Source organism: Citrobacter amalonaticus (assembly GCF_001559075.2).
Classification (GTDB): Bacteria; Pseudomonadota; Gammaproteobacteria; order Enterobacterales; family Enterobacteriaceae; genus Citrobacter_A; species Citrobacter_A amalonaticus_F.
Genome location: NZ_CP014015.2, coordinates 4,455,403 through 4,473,333 on the forward strand (window position 1 = coordinate 4,455,403; position 17,931 = coordinate 4,473,333).

15 protein-coding genes are annotated in these 17,931 nt (G+C 55.1%); 5 read left to right on the forward strand and 10 right to left on the reverse strand.

The annotated features are described in order from the left end of the window. Positions 1-76: 76 nt before the first annotated feature. From AL479_RS21515 to AL479_RS21525, 3 genes are all read right to left on the reverse strand, one after another. Positions 77-1,732, reverse strand: a complete 1,656-nt coding sequence (locus tag AL479_RS21515; RefSeq protein ID WP_061077593.1) for a glucan biosynthesis protein D — start codon at positions 1,730-1,732, stop codon at positions 77-79. A gap of 220 nt (positions 1,733-1,952) precedes the next feature. Then, the gene (locus tag AL479_RS21520) at positions 1,953-3,461 is read right to left on the reverse strand and encodes a carboxylesterase/lipase family protein (RefSeq protein ID WP_061078037.1); all 1,509 of its coding nucleotides are present in this window, start codon (positions 3,459-3,461) and stop codon (positions 1,953-1,955) included. A gap of 45 nt (positions 3,462-3,506) precedes the next feature. Next, the gene (locus AL479_RS21525) at positions 3,507-4,850 is read right to left on the reverse strand and encodes a VOC family protein (protein ID WP_061077594.1); all 1,344 of its coding nucleotides are present in this window, start codon (positions 4,848-4,850) and stop codon (positions 3,507-3,509) included. A gap of 237 nt (positions 4,851-5,087) precedes the next feature. Between AL479_RS21525 and pcaH the strand changes: the two genes are divergently transcribed. Together pcaH and pcaG are read left to right on the forward strand one after the other, a co-directional pair. Then, the gene (gene pcaH, locus AL479_RS21530; RefSeq protein ID WP_061077595.1) at positions 5,088-5,825 is read left to right on the forward strand and encodes a protocatechuate 3,4-dioxygenase subunit beta; all 738 of its coding nucleotides are present in this window, start codon (positions 5,088-5,090) and stop codon (positions 5,823-5,825) included. Continuing rightward, positions 5,825-6,445, forward strand: coding sequence for a protocatechuate 3,4-dioxygenase subunit alpha (gene pcaG, locus AL479_RS21535; protein WP_061078038.1), 621 nt, complete (start codon positions 5,825-5,827; stop codon positions 6,443-6,445). The genes pcaH and pcaG overlap by 1 nt, the downstream gene beginning before the upstream one ends. A 35-nt stretch (positions 6,446-6,480) precedes the next feature. Here pcaG and AL479_RS21540 read toward each other — a convergent pair whose 3' ends face one another. Continuing rightward, entirely contained in the window at positions 6,481-7,389 is a 909-nt protein-coding gene (locus AL479_RS21540) for a manganese-dependent inorganic pyrophosphatase (protein WP_061077596.1), read from the reverse strand. A gap of 125 nt (positions 7,390-7,514) precedes the next feature. Between AL479_RS21540 and AL479_RS21545 the strand changes: the two genes are divergently transcribed. Further along, positions 7,515-8,438 carry a LysR substrate-binding domain-containing protein gene (locus AL479_RS21545; protein WP_061077597.1) on the forward strand — a complete coding sequence of 308 codons (924 nt, stop codon included), beginning with the start codon at positions 7,515-7,517 and terminating at the stop codon, positions 8,436-8,438. Between the two features lie 44 nt (positions 8,439-8,482). Here the strand turns inward: AL479_RS21545 and AL479_RS21550 are convergent, their stop codons facing one another. From AL479_RS21550 to cybB, 4 genes are all read right to left on the reverse strand, one after another. Continuing rightward, the gene (locus tag AL479_RS21550) at positions 8,483-10,171 is read right to left on the reverse strand and encodes a methyl-accepting chemotaxis protein (RefSeq protein WP_061077598.1); all 1,689 of its coding nucleotides are present in this window, start codon (positions 10,169-10,171) and stop codon (positions 8,483-8,485) included. 166 nt (positions 10,172-10,337) lie between these two features. Next, positions 10,338-11,456 carry an S-(hydroxymethyl)glutathione dehydrogenase/class III alcohol dehydrogenase gene (locus AL479_RS21560; protein ID WP_061077599.1) on the reverse strand — a complete coding sequence of 373 codons (1,119 nt, stop codon included), beginning with the start codon at positions 11,454-11,456 and terminating at the stop codon, positions 10,338-10,340. A gap of 32 nt (positions 11,457-11,488) precedes the next feature. After that, a complete protein-coding gene (locus tag AL479_RS21565; RefSeq protein WP_061077600.1) occupies positions 11,489-11,764 on the reverse strand; it encodes a metal/formaldehyde-sensitive transcriptional repressor in 276 nt (91 codons plus the stop codon). A 183-nt stretch (positions 11,765-11,947) separates the two neighbouring features. After that, a complete protein-coding gene (gene cybB / locus AL479_RS21570; RefSeq protein WP_061077601.1) occupies positions 11,948-12,475 on the reverse strand; it encodes a cytochrome b561 in 528 nt (175 codons plus the stop codon). Between the two features lie 188 nt (positions 12,476-12,663). Here cybB and gap point away from each other — a divergent pair, with 188 nt between their 5' ends. Next, positions 12,664-13,665: a type I glyceraldehyde-3-phosphate dehydrogenase gene (gene gap, locus AL479_RS21575; protein ID WP_061077602.1), complete on the forward strand. Its 1,002-nt coding sequence runs from the start codon at positions 12,664-12,666 to the stop codon at positions 13,663-13,665. Between the two features lie 39 nt (positions 13,666-13,704). On the opposite strand, the gene aldA is transcribed toward gap, so the two are convergent. Together aldA and AL479_RS21585 are read right to left on the reverse strand one after the other, a co-directional pair. Then, the gene (gene aldA, locus AL479_RS21580) at positions 13,705-15,144 is read right to left on the reverse strand and encodes an aldehyde dehydrogenase (protein ID WP_061077603.1); all 1,440 of its coding nucleotides are present in this window, start codon (positions 15,142-15,144) and stop codon (positions 13,705-13,707) included. Positions 15,145-15,341: 197 nt separating this feature from the next. Further along, positions 15,342-16,136, reverse strand: a complete 795-nt coding sequence (locus tag AL479_RS21585; protein ID WP_061078039.1) for a YdcF family protein — start codon at positions 16,134-16,136, stop codon at positions 15,342-15,344. A 389-nt stretch (positions 16,137-16,525) separates the two neighbouring features. Here AL479_RS21585 and AL479_RS21590 point away from each other — a divergent pair, with 389 nt between their 5' ends. Further along, on the forward strand, positions 16,526-17,845 hold the full coding sequence (locus tag AL479_RS21590) for an MFS transporter (protein WP_061077604.1): 1,320 nt from the start codon (positions 16,526-16,528) through the stop codon (positions 17,843-17,845). Positions 17,846-17,931: the final 86 nt, after the last annotated feature.

Below are 17,931 nucleotides of genomic sequence, written 5' to 3' on the forward strand. Positions count from 1 at the left end.
GTGTTTAATTCCTGAACAGATATTTCGCGTGCCTGGCTGTTGACGCCCTTCGCATGACGAAGGGCGTTGGCGCAGATTAACGCATCACGCGATCGTCGACGTAGGTCCGTTTATCCGGTGCGGGCGGGAAATACTGATACAGCCAGGTTTCACTGATCGCTTCCCCCTGGCAGCGCAGGAACATACGCATATCCACCGGTTCGGTCGAGTCGGACGTGGGGTACCAGTCAAACTGGATGCGATAGCCGTCAAACGGCTCAACGTAGAGGATCTCGATCTGCTTCGCTTCACCGCTGGACAACGTAATCACCGGCTCAATGCCTTTCGGCGCGGCTGCTTTCAGATCGCCGCCGACGAAATCGACCGCAAAACGTCGCGCCCATTTCTCCGGATAGTGCTCGCCCGGCGCCCAGCCTTCCGGGAATCCTCCCATACCGGTGCGGGTGGCCATCACGCGCGCCAGTGGCGAACGGACTGGCGGCTGTGCGCTCCAGTACAGACGGTATTTGTATTCCAGCTCATCACCCGCTTCGATGGCTTTTTCCGGCTGCCAGAAGCAGACCACGTTATCCAGCGTTTCACCGGTCGTCGGGATCTCCATCAGCCCGATAGTGCCTTTGCCCCACTGATTACGCGGTTCAACCCACAGGCTTGGGCGCTTGTTGTACCAGCCCATGATGTCCTGATAGTGGGTGAAATCGCGATCCAGTTGCAGCAGACCGAACCCTTTCGGGTTGTTATCGGTATAGGCGTTAAATTGCAGCTTCTGCGGGTTGTTCAGCGGGCGGCAAATCCACTCGCCGTTGCCCCGCCACATCGCCAGACGATCGGAGTCATGGATTTGCGGGTGAATGGTATCGCACATGCGGCGTTCATTATTGCCGCAACTGAACATACTGGTCATCGGCGCGATGCCCAGCTGTTTGATGTCTTTACGAGCATACAGACGGTTTTCAACGTCCATGATCACCTGGCTCTTCTCGCAGTGAATCACGAACTTATAGGCACCGGTGATGCTCGGACTGTCCAGCAGCGCGTACACGGTAAAGGTGGTGGCGCCAGGTTTCACCGTATCGAACCAGAAGGCGGTGAAATCCGGAAACTCTTCCTTGGTGTCAGTGTAGGTGTCAATCGCCAGACCACGTGCGGAAAGCCCGTACTGGTAGGTATCATCGACCGCGCGGAAATAGCTCGCGCCGAGGAAGGAAACCACGTCGCGACGTGCCAGTTCGGGCGCTTTAAAGACACGGAAACCGGCAAAACCGAGATCGGTTTGCCCTTCCAGTTGTTTGGTATCAACGCCGGCATCATTGTATTTAAACAGTTCCGGACGGAAGTGAATCTCACGCGCCAGATGGGTGCCGGAATCCACGGAGAACATGCGCACGCGACGACGGAAGCCCATCCCGACGTGGAAGAACTGCGCATCCAGCTGACGGTCTTCGACGTTGTTCCACAGCGATTGCGCGGCATCGTACTGAATGCTGTTGTAAGCCTGCGGCGTCAGATTCGCCAGCGTATTGGGCAACGCACGCGGCGCACCGCCCCACGGTTTCTGCGCGAGATCGTGCGCCATCGATTGCAGTACGGAAAAATCAAAGCGGACGGTTTGTCCGTCCGCAATGTCGGATTCCGCCGCATAAGCTGCACGGGTGAAAAGTGAAGCAATACCGCTGGTACCGCACACGGCGGCCATTGCCATTGAACCTTTAATAAATCGTCTGCGATTCATACCTGAAAGTAAATCCTTCTGGTCATGTGAAGGGTCCCGCGCTGGCGCTCGACAGCGGCAAGAAGATGCATAATTCTGACCGCTCACTCTAGACAAAATTCATTAAGAATCCAATTGTTGGCCGCTGATTATCGCCACAAAACGGAAAATATTTACTGTCGATGAGAACAGACTGATTCCCACGTAAATTTTCCCGCACAAACTTTCAGCTTTTGCAAAGCTAGTCGAGACTGACGTGCTGGGTCATCACCCGTTTAAAGAGCGAAAGCCGCGCCCGCATAAACCGGTTCTCGACCTTAAAACCGGCAAACTTTTTCAGCCCAATACGTAACACCCGATCGCGGCCCTGAATACAGGCAGGCCAGCGGACCGGGCCATGCAGAACATCGCAGGTCCGACTGGCATGACGGGCAAAATTGACCCAGTAATCCGCAACGTGGACAGCGAAGGCGAGATCGTTTTCGTTCACATAATTTCGCGAAGGTTCAGCGAGCGTTAAGGTATTAAACACGTAAGGCACTTCGTTGCCATGCCAGGCGCCGTTGGCATAGGTGTGATGCTCCGATTCCGCAACGTAATCGAACCAATAACGCCAGCACGGCTCGCCGACCCGCTGTTGCGCCTGCATCACCACATAGCCTAATGCCGTAAACGCCATATCCCGACACACCTGTCGCCCCAGTTCTTCATCGCCCTTCACGCCCGGATACAGCAGCTTAATCAGGCCGAGTCCCAGCCTGCGTTCACGACGCAGTTTCTGAATTTGTCCGGCAAGATCGACGCCGAAGACGGCCATCACGCTGGCTTCATCGCTGTTAGAGCCAATCATGACGGGCATCGGGTGCTGTCTGGCGGCGAAAAAGACATCCAGCATCGGCTCCGGCAGAACCGCATCGCCGGAGATAGGTGTTGGCGCAATTTTGTACGGTGCGCCCAACGGCCAGAAAGCGTCGGCCGGAATCGCGCGTAGCTGCGCCGCCGTCGCATTCTGCAAACCGAAGTGTTCAGCCAGCGCAACGCCGTTTTCCAGCGCTATTTCACAAGGCGTGTCTGGCAAGGTGTAGCCGCTCTGGACAATCGCTTTATGAAACAACCCTTTTCCTCGCGGCGAAGCTAACAGCGAGAGCACGCTACGCGCCCCGGCCGATTCACCAAACAGCGTAACGTTCTGCGGATCGCCGCCGAACGCGGCGATGTTTTCCTGTACCCAGCGCAGCGCGGCAATCTGGTCGAGGAGCGCAAAGTTATTGAGAGCCTCACCCTCTTCACCTTCCAGCGCCGGATGGGCAAAAAAGCCAAGATGACCGAGGCGATAGTTGACGGTAACGACAACCACGTTACGCTTCGCCAGCGCAACGCCGTCGTAAGGCGGCAGATTGCCGGCACCAATGGTGTAGCCGCCACCGTGCAGCCAGACCATCACCGGAAGCGGCTGATGGCGCTCCGCCGGAGACCAGACGTTGAGATAGAGACAATCTTCAGAAAATGCGCCGGGATCGCCGCCGCCCAACTCTTTGCAGTACTCAATATCCTGCCAGCTGGCGCTGGAGAAGGTATTCGCGTCACGAATCCCGGACCAGGGAATGACCGGCTGCGGCGCTCGCCAGCGCCGTTCCCCCGTCGGTGGCGCGGCGTAAGGAATACCGCGCCAGAGATGGATGTCATCCTGTACGACACCCATCAACTGGCCCTGTACCGTTTCAATCAGTGGAATACTGGGATTGACCATGTCCATATTTACCCGTTAATCGCAGATCCCTACAGGATACCTGGATTAAAGCAGGCCGCAACGTCGTTTGCTGCGTTCTTCCGCTTCCTGATACAACACAAACTCGTCAAACACCGGACACCCCAGCGCCTGTTCAAAGGCCTCGCGGCTGGCGTTGCCATGACTGCGCGCCTGCGTTTCGTTACCCAGATTCGACTGGAAAATCCCCGCCGCGCTGACCGGCAGGAAATCTTCATAGGTGATGGGCTGCGCCTGCACCCAGCCACGTTCAATGTGCGGTTGCGGATCGTCACCAGGATGAATCGCCTTGCGGTGCGCTTCGCCTGACGGAGTCAGACGATAGCGGAACCAGGCCAGCCCCTGCTGGCGCAGCAGGAATTCGCTGTCCGGAAACGCGTTAAACACCTCCTGCAAATGCAGTTGGTGCGTCAGGTTGTCTTTCCCGGTACCGGCGTTGCGCAGTAATTCATCGTACCGTTGACGCCCTTTTATCGTCAGCGCCACGCCGCGTTGTTCGATCTCGCCGAAGCGGGCCGTGTGTGTCCCCTGCATTTCGCCAGCAAACAGCACCGGTTCTTCCAGCGCTTTGAAACTGGTCTGGCGCAGCAGAATCGGCACCTCACGGCGCGGCGGGCCTTCGATAAGGACTTTCGGTTCAATGCCGCATTCCGGCATCATCGACTGCACCCGGTCGATATCCAGCGTTCTGGGCGTCAGATGATTAATGTGACAGCCCGGGAAACAGACCACATCGGCGATCAGGCGATGTTCGTTATGCAGCGCATGATAGGTTTGTTCATCCACGGTGGCGTGGCGATGCCAGCGGAAAGTTTCCAGCGCTTCTTTCACGAACTCGCGAGCCTGCGTCGCGTTAAACCCCTGCTGACTCTCCCAGATGTCGAGCAGTTCGCGACAGCGTGGCGTAAAGATATCGCGCTGAGCGAGGATCTCCGCCGCACGCTGACGGAGCGACGCGTTTTCAATCAGTTCAAGACGCAGTAAGGAGGTAAAGACGCGAAACGGATTTCGCGACAGCGAGGCGTCGTCAATAGGGCGAAATGCCGTTGAGTGTACCGGCACCCCGGCCTGAGAGAGATCGTAATAGCTGACCGGAAACATCCCCATGATCGCAAACATGCGTCGCAGCGTGGACAGTTCGTCTGCCGTTCCGACACGAATTGCGCCATGACGTTCCACGTTGAGGCGCGCCAGTTCATCCGCATTGGCCAGTTTTTCATGCAGCGTGGGGTTATTTTCGAGAATCGCCAGATTCACGTCAGCCACAAGTTCCAGTAGCGTGCCGTATTGCGGAACTTCCTGCTGGTACATTGCTGACATTGCCTGCGAAAAATGTTCCCGAATCTCATCTGCCGTGATGGTGTTCGCCATAATGTCATGCCTCCAGTGAATGTTACCTGGAGTGTAGGAAACGCCATTCACTCTGGGGGGAAGAATTTACAAAGTGTGATCTCACCTGAATTCGCTCTGCATCAGTCCCTGCGCCATTGTATAGCCTCTGGTTATGAAACAAGCGATATAAATTCACTTTTAATTAACAGTACATTTACACACACTGCGTCAGGTCATCATAAAACAATAACTCTCTTCCCTGTACCGGAGCCCGCTATGCGTGAAAAAATGTCCTCTCGCGAGGTGATCCATCGCGACTATAACAGCCATCCGCCCGCCTTCGTCCCTGGCTATAAGACCAGCGTTCTGCGCTCGCCGCGCAACGCGCTGATCTCGTTGCAAAATTCATTGTCTGAAATCACCGGACCGGTATTCAGCGACAACGATCTTGGTCCGCTGGATAATGACCTGATTATGAATTACGCCAAAGACGGCCTGCCGATTGGCGAACGGATTATCGTCCACGGCTACGTGCGCGACGGTTTTGGCCGTCCGTTGAAAAATACGCTGGTCGAAGTCTGGCAGGCCAATGCCGGTGGTCGCTATCGTCATAAAAAAGACCAGTATCTCGCGCCGATCGATCCTAATTTTGGCGGCTGCGGACGGGTATTAACCGATGAAAACGGCTATTACTTTTTCCGTACCATCAAACCCGGCCCTTACCCGTGGCGCAATCAGGTCAGCGACTGGCGTCCGTCGCACATTCACTTTTCTCTCTCCGGCGAGGCCTTTGCCCAACGTTTAATTACGCAAATGTATTTTGAAGGCGATCCGCTGATCAAACAGTGTCCGATTGTGAAGACCATTAATAACGATGACGCAATCCGCACACTGATTGCCGAACTGGATACCCACGCCGCTGTACCGCTCGACTGCCTGGCCTGGCGCTTTGACCTTGTGCTCCGCGGACAGCGTGCCACCTTGTTTGAAAACCGCACTCAGGGAGGCGCATGATGAAAGAGTATTTGCAGGAAACCGCTTCGCAAACGGCAGGACCGTATGTGCACATTGGGCTTGCGCCTGATGCCGCTGGATTTCACATCTTTGAGAAGAATTTCAGCTCCACGCTAACCAACAGCCATACTGAAGGCGAGCGGATCGTGATTGAAGGACGGGTGATTGATGGTTCCGGTACGCCGGTGCGCGATGTTCTGCTGGAGATCTGGCAGGCCAACGCCCACGGACGCTACAACCATCCGGCTGATCGTCAGGAAGAGAAGCCGCTCGACGCGGACTTTCGCGGCTGGGGACGAACCTGTTCAGACTTCGACAGCGGCGTGTGGCGTTTCGATACCATTAAGCCGGGCTGCGTAGCAGGACGCGATGGCCGCCTGATGGCTCCACACGTCAATCTGTGGATCGTCGCGCGCGGCATCAACATTGGCCTGAACACCCGCCTCTATTTTGCGGATGAGCAAGAAGCTAATCAGCGCGATCCGGTGCTCAACCTGATCGAATGGGAAGTTCGCCGTCAGACCCTGATTGCCCGCCGCGAACAGCGTGGTAGTGAGACCGTCTATATCTTCGATATTCATCTGCAGGGCGAAAACGAAACCGTCTTTTTTGACGTCTGATGATGAGAACGGGCTGAATCTCTCAGCCCGTTTTATCAGGACTGGTCTGTTTTCGCGACATGGCTTTCCAGCCACGGCAGCATCTGTTTCTTGCGGCTCAACATCCCTTCTACTGTCACCGGTTGCGCCACTTCCAGTTGCCGCGGACCGGCAAACCAGAGCTGCGAATTGCCAGCGTTGATGTCAGTCAACATCAGCACCACCAGATCCACTCCGCTGCGGGTCGCATAATCGGCCATCTCTTCACGCAGGACGTCCATCACGTCGGCGACCTGGCTCAACGCATACAGTTCGATCTGCGCAACGCTCACCTGCTGATCCTTGATGGTGAAACGCTTGATATCTTTTTGCAGCAGTTCACTGGCGCTTAATCCTTCGACGCTGGTTTTGGCACTCAACAGGTCAGCGCTGAACGCCGCCAGCTCAACCCCGGCAAGCGTCGTCAGTGCTTCAACGGCCAGACGGTCATCCTCCGTGGTGGTCGGCGAGCGCAACGTGACGGTGTCACTCAGTATCGCGCCCAGTAGTAATAGCGCCTGCGCAGACGTTATCTGCGCCCTGTCCTCCGGACTCATCAGTTGCCATAGCAGCGTGGCGCTGCTGCCCACCGGTTTTACCCAGACTTCTGGCGGCAAACGGGTCACCAGTCCACCCAGACGGTGATGGTCGATAATACCCACGATATTGCTCGTCTGGAGGGTTTCCGGTCCCTGCGTTGGCTCGGTGAAATCCACCAGCCAGACGTCGAGGTCGGTCAGCGGCATCGCCAGCAACGGAGGCATGTCCAGCCCCACGCGTTTGAACAGAAATTGGGTTTCACGATTGGGCTCACCCAGGCGCAAGGCCGTGGCCTGACGTCCGCGCATGTTCAACCAGCGGGCAGCCATAAAAGCGGTGCAAATGGCGTCACTGTCCGGATTAAGGTGGCCTACGACATGGATCATTTTCGCCTCCGAAGAGAAAGTGCTGTTACTTAAATAAGTTAAATGTTAATAATATTTTGCAATCAAGTTATCAAAAACAAACAACTTTACTTGTCACCGGCATCGCTCTGTTCTTAACATCGCTTATGGAAAAAAATAGTCTGTTCAGTCAGCGCATCCGATTGCGCCATCTTCATACATTTGTCGCTGTCGCTCAACAAGGAACCCTGGGGCGCGCAGCCGAAACCCTTAACCTCAGCCAGCCTGCGCTTTCCAAAACGCTTAACGAACTGGAGCAACTGACCGGCACCCGCCTCTTTGAACGCGGACGGCTCGGGGCGCAGCTGACGTTACCTGGCGAGCAGTTCTTAACCCACGCCGTGAAAGTTCTTGATGCGCTCAACACCGCCGGGCAGGCGCTGAATCGTAAAGAAGGTCTTAACAATGATGTGGTAAGAATAGGCGCGCTACCGACCGCCGCGCTGGGTATTCTTCCGTCGGTCATCGGTCAGTTTCATCAGCAGCAAAAAGAGACCACGCTGCAGGTGGCGACGATGAACAACACCATGCTGCTGGCGGGCCTGAAATCCGGCGAGATCGACATCGGCATTGGCCGGATGTCCGATCCGGAACTGATGAGCGGCCTCAATTATGAGCTGCTTTTTCTCGAGTCATTAAAGCTGGTCGTGCGCCCTAATCACCCGCTATTGCAGGAAAACGTGACGCTGAGTCGCGTAATGGAGTGGCCCGTGGTTGTCTCGCCAAAAGGCACTGTACCGCGGCAGAATGCCGAGACGCTGTTGCAAAGCCAGGGCTGTAAGATGCCAACTGGCTGCATTGAGACGCTCTCCGCATCGCTGTCGCGCCAGTTAACGGTTGATTATAACTACGTCTGGTTTGTGCCGTCAGGCGCGGTGAAAGAGGATTTGCGCCAGGCGACGCTGGTTTCGTTGCCTGTACCAACGCAGGGCGCAGGCGAGCCGATCGGTATTCTCACCCGCGTGGATTCATCGCTCTCTTCTGGCGCGCAACGCTTAATTGCCGCTATCCGTAAATCGATGCCGTTATAACAGGCCGGATGAGGCGCCTTTGCGCCTTCACCCGGCAATGGCGCTTAGAAGGTTTCCCAGTTATCCCCGTGATCGGTAACCGGCTGTGCCAGAGGCTGAACGGGGGTGTTTGTTGTCGGTACGCGCTTGCTCGTCCGTCCGCCCTGTAAGCGAAACGTCCCCACTGCTTCCGTCAGACGTGCCGCCTGTTCTTCCAGCGATGCCGCCGCCGCAGAGGCTTCTTCCACCAGCGAAGCGTTCTGCTGAGTCACTTTGTCCATCTCAGAGATGGCCTGGCTGACCTGCACGATCCCACGGCTCTGCTCGTCCGACGCCGCTGCTATTTCCAGCATGATATCGGTGACGCGTTTTACCGCCTCCACGATATCGGTCATCGTGTTCCCCGCCGCGACCACTTCACCAGAACCTTGATCGATGAGACGGACGGATTCGCTGATCAGCCCTTCAATCTCTTTCGCCGCCTGGGCGCTACGACTGGCCAGCGTGCGGACCTCACTGGCGACCACGGCGAATCCACGCCCTTGCTCACCGGCACGCGCGGCTTCTACCGCGGCGTTCAGCGCCAGAATATTGGTCTGGAAAGCGATGCTGTTGATAACCGCGGTGATCTCAGAGATTTTCTTCGAACTGGTTGAAATATTGCCCATCGTCTGGACCACGCCGGAGACCATCTGCCCGCCACGGCTGGCTTTGCCGGACGCGTCTTCCGCCAGTTTGCTGGCATGGTGCGCATTATCGGCGTTTTGCTTCACCGTCGCGGTCAACTCTTCCATGCTGGCCGCCGTTTGTTCGATCGCCGCCGCCTGCTCTTCGGTGCGTGAAGACAAGTCGGTATTGCCCGCTGAGATTTCGCTGGTACCGCGGTAAATCTCTTCTGCCCCCTGACGTACCGATCCGACCGTTTGCACCAGCGAACGCTGCATTTGTTGCAGGTGGCGACTCAGACGCCCAATCTCGCTACGCCCGGTAGGTTCATCCTGCATGGTGAGATCGCCGGCGGCAATTTGCTCAATACGCTGCGCAGCATGCTGCAACGGCTGAATGACGGTACGACGCAGAACGATAAACGTCATCAGCGTCAGCACCAGTGCCAGACCAAAAGCGCCAATCATGAATATCATGCCCATTTGCGTGCGCTGATGCGCCTGCTCGCTTAACTGGTTAGCGCGCGCCATGCGCAGTTCGATCGCCTTCAGCAGGACCTTGTTGTAACTGTCATCCAGTTGTCTTGCGTGTTCGCTTTCGTGGTTGATAATCGCTTCAAACATGCCGTTTTTGGCGTACTTGAGCATCGGTTGCATTCCCGCAATATAGGCTTTGAAACTGCTTTCCAGTTCGCCATCCAGCGCTTCATCCGCAGGGGTTTTCACCTTGCGCGCCATGTAAATGTTAAACCCTTCTTCAGACTGCTTAATACGCTTTTCCGCCGCCGCAATATTGGCTTTCATGTCATCCATTTCAGCAATTCGGCTCGCCGCGCCGGCATGAATCATGTTGATTCGCGCAGTACGCAGGTGGTTCGAACTGTTCGATAATCCCATGCGCACCTGGATCTCATCCGTCACATCCCGCTGATCGCGGTCAGCCTGCATGAGAAAGTAGCCCGCCAGACCTGAGCTCAGCGCGAACAGTAAAAGGATGCCACCGAGAATGGAGGAAAACAGCGGAACCAGCCTGATGTGATGCAAAAAGCCCAGCTTATGTGGTGCTTGCATCGATGATGTGTTGTCCATGACCGTCGACTCTCTTGTAGGATTAATGCGTAATACGCGCCCGTAAGATAGTCATCGGCATTCCGCGAATTTTACTTACCGGGAAAAGCGCCGTTTTCGTCACAGTTTGACAACATTTATGTTAAAAAAAGGAAAGCGCCAGCGGTGATTTCCGCTGGCAGATGAATCAGTTATCGCCGAAATGGATAACGGTACGGATGGATTTACCGTCGTGCATCAGGTCAAACGCGTCGTTGATTTGCTCCAGCGGCAGACGATGGGTAATGAACGGATCCAGCTGGATTTTCCCGGCCATTGCCTCTTCCACCATGCCCGGTAACTGGGTACGCCCTTTAACGCCACCAAACGCGGAACCGCGCCAGACGCGGCCTGTCACCAGCTGGAACGGACGAGTTTTAATCTCCTGGCCCGCGCCGGCAACGCCAATGATGATGCTCTCGCCCCATCCTTTATGGCAGCATTCCAGCGCCGCACGCATCACGTTGACATTACCGATACATTCGAAGCTAAAGTCGACGCCGCCGTCGGTGAGCTCAACAATCACTTCCTGGATCGGTTTGTCATAGTCTTTCGGGTTAATGAAGTCAGTTGCGCCCATTTCACCCGCCAGTGTGAATTTTTCCGGGTTGGTATCGACAGCAATAATACGCCCCGCTTTCGCCTGTACAGCGCCCTGGATCACCGCCAGACCGATCCCGCCAAGGCCAAACACGGCAACGGTATCGCCCTCTTTGACTTTCGCAGTGTTATGCACGGCACCGATGCCCGTCGTGACGCCACACCCCAGCAGACAAACCTTATCCAGCGGCGCTTGCGGGTTGACTTTCGCCAGTGAGATTTCCGCACATACGGTATATTCGCTGAAGGTGCTGGTGCCCATGTAGTGATAGACAGGTTCGCCGTTGTAAGAAAAGCGGGTGGTGCCATCCGGCATCAGGCCTTTTCCCTGAGTGGCGCGCACGGCCTGACAGAGATTGGTCTTCCCGGATTTACAGAATTTGCACTCGCCACATTCGGCGGTATACAGCGGGATAACATGGTCGCCCGGTTTCAGGCTGGTCACGCCTTCACCGACTTCAACCACCACACCGCCGCCTTCATGTCCCAGTACCGCCGGGAAAACCCCTTCCGGATCATCGCCAGACAGCGTAAATGCGTCAGTGTGGCAAACGCCGGTGTGGGTAATTTTAACCAGAACTTCGCCTTTTTTCGGCGGTGCGACGTCAATCTCAACAATTTTGAGCGGCTGACCGGGGCCAAACGCGACTGCTGCACGTGATTTCATCTGTCTCTTCCCTTTATTGCGAGGTGATATGTTTATTTTAGATAAGCGCGAAGAAGGTGGCCGATTTCAGCCATACGCACGGCGCGTTGGTCAGGGGTGGTTTCACCGCTGACCAGCTCATCTTTCAGGTGGATCTCAACCATTTCGCCCATTAAACCGTTGGACGCACCGCGGACCGCGGCGATTTGTTGCAGGATAGCCAGGCAAGGTTCGCCGGACTCCAGCGCACGCTCCAGGGCATCCACCTGCCCCCGAATGCGCCGGACGCGAGTCAGAATACGTTTTTTATCTGCGGGTGAATGCGGCATACGCCCTCCTTAATACTATAGGGGGGTATAGTAACAGCATTATGATGAGAATGAAAAGGAGAGCGTCATGCCTGTAGAGAATGGGATTAAGGATAAGTGACAGAACAAAGACGGCGGCGACTTCAGTCGCATTACATACAGGATCAGTGCGGGGAAGCGATCCCCGCGCCGGCAAAAATCACGCTATCGCTTACGCGGCATCATGCGCAGCAGCGTATTGTCTTTCCAGAAATAATGGTGCATCAACGCGGCGGCGGCATGCAGCGCAATGACAAAGTAACCGAGATTCGCCAGCGTGATATGCCAGGATTTCAGCGTATCCACCAGATCAAAGTTCCCTTCTGCCGCATGCGGCATCACCAGACCAAAGGCCATCCACGGATTACCACGGTTGTACATCATCACGATGCCGATTAATGGCAGCACAATGAATAACAGATAAATCACCAAATGCCCCAGATGCGCCAGTCCGGTCATCATCGGCTTCGGTTTGGGCACGATAGGAGGAGCCGGATATTTCAGTCTGATCAGCAGACGCGCCACCATCAGTACCAGAATAGCGATCCCACAGGACACATGAATCATATTAATGAGAGGACGATCGCTTCGCGGGAAAAAGCCCCGGAACTCCATCGCGCAGTAGGCGACAATCACCAGTAAAAAGACCAGCCAGTGAATGCCAATCTGCAGGCTTGAGTACTTATTGCCCATAACACTTCCTGAGTAAAAACAATAAAGCGACAACATAGCGAGCTTTTGTTAAAAATTCATTAACTTTTCTTCACCGCTTATCAGTCAGTTAGCCTTTACGACAAAAACGGCGATTGCTCACCCCGCCATACTGAACTAAGCCTGGAAGGGAAAAAAGTGTATCCGCTACATCCTCACAGGAGTTAATCATGAGTAAAATTGGCATTAACGGTTTTGGTCGTATTGGTCGCCTGGTGTTGCGTCGGTTACTGGAAGTCAAAAGCGATGTTGATGTGGTCGCGATCAACGACCTCACCTCCCCTAAAATCCTTGCCTATCTGCTTAAGCATGACTCTAACTACGGTCCGTTCCCCTGGAGCGTTGACTTTACCGAAGACGCGCTGATTGTTGATGGCAAAACGATCGCGGTTTATGCAGAAAAAGACGCCAAAAATATCCCGTGGAAAGCGAAAGGGGCGGACGTCATTATTGAATGCACCGGCTTTTATACCTCAACTGAAAAGTCTCAGGCGCATATCGATGCTGGCGCGAAAAAAGTGCTGATCTCCGCGCCTGCGGGCGATATGAAGACCATTGTCTACAACGTTAACGATGACACGCTGAATGCCAGTGATGTGATTGTCTCGGTGGCTTCCTGCACCACCAACTGCCTGGCGCCGATGGCTAAAGCGCTGCACGACAACTTTGGTATTAAAGTGGGCACCATGACCACGATTCACGCCTACACCGGCACGCAGTCGCTGGTGGACGGTCCGCGTGGCAAAGATCTGCGCGCATCGCGTGCGGCCGCTGAAAACATTATTCCGCATACCACGGGCGCGGCAAAAGCGATTGGTCTCGTTATCCCGGATCTCAGCGGCAAGCTGAAAGGTCATGCTCAACGCGTGCCGGTGAAAACCGGTTCTGTCACTGAACTGGTGTCGATTCTGGCGAAGAAAGTGACGGCGGAAGAGGTTAACAACGCGTTGAAGAAAGCGACACACAACAATGACTCTTTTGGCTATACCGATGAAGAAATTGTCTCCTCAGACGTTATCGGTTCGCACTTTGGTTCCGTATTTGATGCCACCCAGACCGAAATCACCGAGGTGGGCGATCTGCAACTGGTAAAAACCGTGGCCTGGTACGACAACGAATACGGATTCGTGACGCAATTGATCCGTACCCTTGATAAGTTCGTCAAACTGTAGGCATGAAGGCGGAGAGAAACCTCCGCCCTTTTCCGTCGATCAGGACTGCAAATAGACAACCTGGGTTTGCAGATACTCGTTTAGCCCGTGCTTGCCGTCTGCGCCGCCAATTCCCGACTTACGCCAGCCCGCGTGGAAGCCCTGCATCGCTTCAAAGTTCTCGCGATTAATATAGGTTTCACCAAACTTCAGCCCTTTAATGGCTTTCATCGCGATGTTGAGATTCTGCGTATAAATAGACGACGTCAGGCCGTAATCACTGTCATTCGCCATCGCGATAGCCTCCTCCAGCGTGTTGAAGACCACCACAGGCAGCACCGGACCAAAGGTCTCTTCGTGCATGATGGCCATCTCCTGGCGGACATCCAGCAGCAGCGTTGGCGGATAGTAGTAACCTTTGCCCTCAACGGCTTTGCCACCAAGCGCCACCCGCGCCCCTTCCTGTACCGCCCTCGCCACTTTCTGCTCCACACGTTGCAGGGCGGCGGCATTGATCAGCGGCCCCATGGCGATGTCGTTACGCTCGCCAGGGTTGCCGAACTGTACCGCTTTCAGGGCTTCGCCGAGGCGGTTCACAAACTGGTCATAAATCCCTTTTTGTACGTAGACGCGCTCAGCGCAGTTACAGACCTGCCCGGTATTGATGACGCGGGAATCCACAATCGCTTTGACCGCCAGTTCAAGATCGGCATCATCCATCACAATGGCTGGCGCCTTGCCACCCAGCTCCAGGCACACTTTGGTGATATTCTTCGCCGCCGTCGCCATAATCTTTTCACCCGCCGCCACGCTGCCGGTCATGCTGACCATCGCCACTTTCGGATTACCCGCCAGCTCCTGGCCGACGGTTTCACCACGCCCCAGCACCAGGTTAAACACACCGCGCGGCAGACCAATCTCATCAACGATTTTGGCAAACGCAATCGCGTTATTGGGCGTGAATTCACTGGGCTTAATCACGATAGTGTTCCCGGTCAGCAGTGCCGGAGCCAGCTTACGGGCAATCAGAAAGAACGGGAAATTCCACGGCAGGATCCCGGTGGTGACCCCCAGCGCGCGCTTAAACAGCAAAATATTCTCGCCGGGACGGTCACTTTGCAGTATTTCGCCTTCGTAACGACGAGCCCACTCCGCCATATAGTCGAGATAGTCGGCAGTAAAAGAGACTTCCACCTCTGCCAGTTGCTGAATTTTGCCTCCTTCCGCAACAATTAAGGCGCTGATTTCGCCAGCACGTTCACGGATCCCGGCGGCAATTTTGCGCAGCCAGCCGGCGCGAACGATCGCCGGCAGCGCTTCCCACTCTGCCTGAGCGCGGTCTGCCGCTGCAATGGCTTTGCGCGCGTCTTCTGCACGACCATCTGGAATACGCGAAATCACCTCTTCCGTCGCCGGGTTGACGACATCAATCCAGGCATCCTCGTGCCAGGTCACAAACTGTCCATCGATATACATAGGATGTTGTACGGGTACTGACATGCGCTACTCCTGTGATTGAATTGTTTTTAACAGGTAAAACTATTGTTAATAAATATCAATCATGCCTCCGCGATCCCGGCTGGCGTCGTGATTCTGTGAACTGCTTCATAAAAGAGAGGGGTCAGGCTGGGGAGAACGAAAACGCAGGCATTTTTGTTTTGCCCGTTTGAGAGAAAACGCTCCCAAACGGGCAGGGTTTAGCGTAACGAACGGTGGTTCATCGCGTCATTCAGCGCCGTATCCTGTTGCAGGATCTGCCACGCGGCCTCGACCTCCGGCGGAAAATCCACATGCACAATGAAGTCGCGCCCCCGAGGACCATAGCCGGTTTCATCATTGCGCAAGCGCGGGATTTCGCCCACCACCAGCGCTAAATAGCGATCGACGGTCCACAGACCGCCAGGGTCATTAGCGAACACGATATCGTCCTCCTGCTGACACAATACAGGCGTAACCCCAGGATGGCTCAGCCAGGGCGGCGCGTCCGGGTCGTCACGGGTGACCCGGCGAAAGGTCGCCACGGTACGTCGCTGCATCGTGGGATCCTGTACCACAATGGCCGTGTTAATCGGCGTTGCAGCCTGCGCGATGATCTGCGCACTAAAACGGGCGTTCTCTCCGCAATTGGTTGACTGATCTTCCAGCCAGATTTTGTCTGCGGGAATGTGCCAGAACTGCCGGGCAATATCCGCCAGGATGGCGGCTTCGGCGCGTCCGGTCGTCTGGATCGTGTTGTAGCGTGGATGTTGGGCAACGGCGGCATACAGGAAGGTCGTGGAGTGACCAATCCCACCGGCGATCAGCAGCGGAACGTCTTGCTGTTGGGCAATCTGGCAGGCCGCGTCAATTGTCGGGATGACGGCATTGCCCGCCAGTACCACGCAGTCTGCCGGGTAAGCAGGCCCTGCACAGAAATCATCCTGCGCCAGCCACTGTCCCACCGTATTGATCGCCTCAAGGGTGGTGGCGGAAAGTCTCGGGAACGGTTGCATCATAAGCTCCTCCTCATATTTCAGCAGAGTACCGTACCCACGCTGAATAAACAGTAGATCTCTCTGAAAGGCTGATGATTGATATTTCGACGCTTTTTTTGTCATCTTAGTGAAATAACACAAAACGTCTAAAAATCGGGCGGTTGCACCTGCATATTATCCTGTTTAATTGTCATCTAATGAACGATTAACGTCATTTATTCTGCAATTGTAGAAAATCATCCTGGCAAAATGCTCTCTTTTTAGCCCATTACGGCGTGTCTCCTCTTGTTAAATGTTACTAACACACCTAGTTTGATTAACAATTTCACAACCTTTTAACGTAACAGGTTGCACCTGCCGCACTGCCAGGTGACACCTTTTTGTTCTCTGGCGGAGGTTTTAAGTTAATGACAACCCATGAAAGCAGTACGGTTATTCTGAAGAAAAATAAGAAGGTACTCGTCGCCAGTCTGACCGGCAGTGCGATTGAGTGGTTCGACTACTTTCTGTATGGCACCGCGGCAGCGCTGGTGTTTAACAAGATTTTCTTCCCGATGGTCGACCCGGTAATCGGTTTGATCCTCTCGTATCTCTCTTTCTCGCTGACCTTTTTTATTCGCCCGATTGGCGGGGTAATTTTTGCCCACATCGGCGATCGCATCGGGCGTAAGAAAACGCTGGTACTGACGCTTTCCCTGATGGGCGGCGCGACGGTGATGATCGGTCTGTTGCCCACCTATGAGATGATCGGTATCTGGGCCCCCATTCTGCTTATCCTGATGCGCATCATTCAGGGGATGGGCATTGGTGGCGAATGGGGTGGCGCACTGCTGCTGGCCTATGAGTACGCGCCGGAAAAACGCAAAGGCTTCTTCGGCAGTATTCCGCAGGCGGGCGTGACCATTGGCATGCTGATGGCGACGTTTATCGTCTCGCTGATGACTCTGTTTAGCGAGGAAGATTTCCTCTCCTGGGGCTGGCGTATTCCGTTCCTGCTGAGTTCTGTGCTGGTGCTGTTAGGACTGTGGATCCGTCGGGATATCGATGAAACGCCAGACTTCAAAAAAGTCAAAGCATCGGGTCAGGTTGCCAAAGCGCCGCTGCGCGATACGCTGACTCATCACTGGCGTGAAGTGCTGATTGCCGCGGGGCTGAAGGTGGTGGAAACCGCGCCGTTCTATATTTTCTCGACCTTTGTGGTCAGCTATGCCACCAGCACGCTGAGTTATCAGAAGTCCCAGGTGCTGGAAGCCGTCACCGTTGGCGCACTGATTGCTACGGTAATGATCCCGCTGATGGGACTGCTGTCGGACAAAATTGGTCGTAAACGGATGTATGCCATCAGCGTCGCCCTGCTCGGCCTGTTTATCGTGCCATGGTTCCTGCTGCTGAATACCGGCACCACCTGGGGCATTATGCTGGCGACAATCGTGATGTTCGGCGTGCTGTGGGCACCGGTGACCGCGGTGCTGGGAACGCTGTGTTCTGAGATTTTCAGCGCTAATGTTCGCTACACTGGCATCACTCTCGGCTACCAGATTGGCGCCGCGCTGGCGGGCGGTACCGCTCCCCTCATCGCTACCGGGTTGCTGGCGAAATATGACGGCGACTGGGTGCCCGTGGCGTGGTATCTGCTTACCACCGTGGCGATTTCACTGGTTGCCATTTTCTTTGCCAGTCGGGTGAAGCGTAGCCCGGCGATCAACGCCCAGCCTAATGAGTTGTAATCCCTTCGCGGCCAGATCCTCTGGCCGCTTTGATGTAATACCTGCACGGAACATTTGATTTACCAGGCGTTTTCCTATTCACTTGA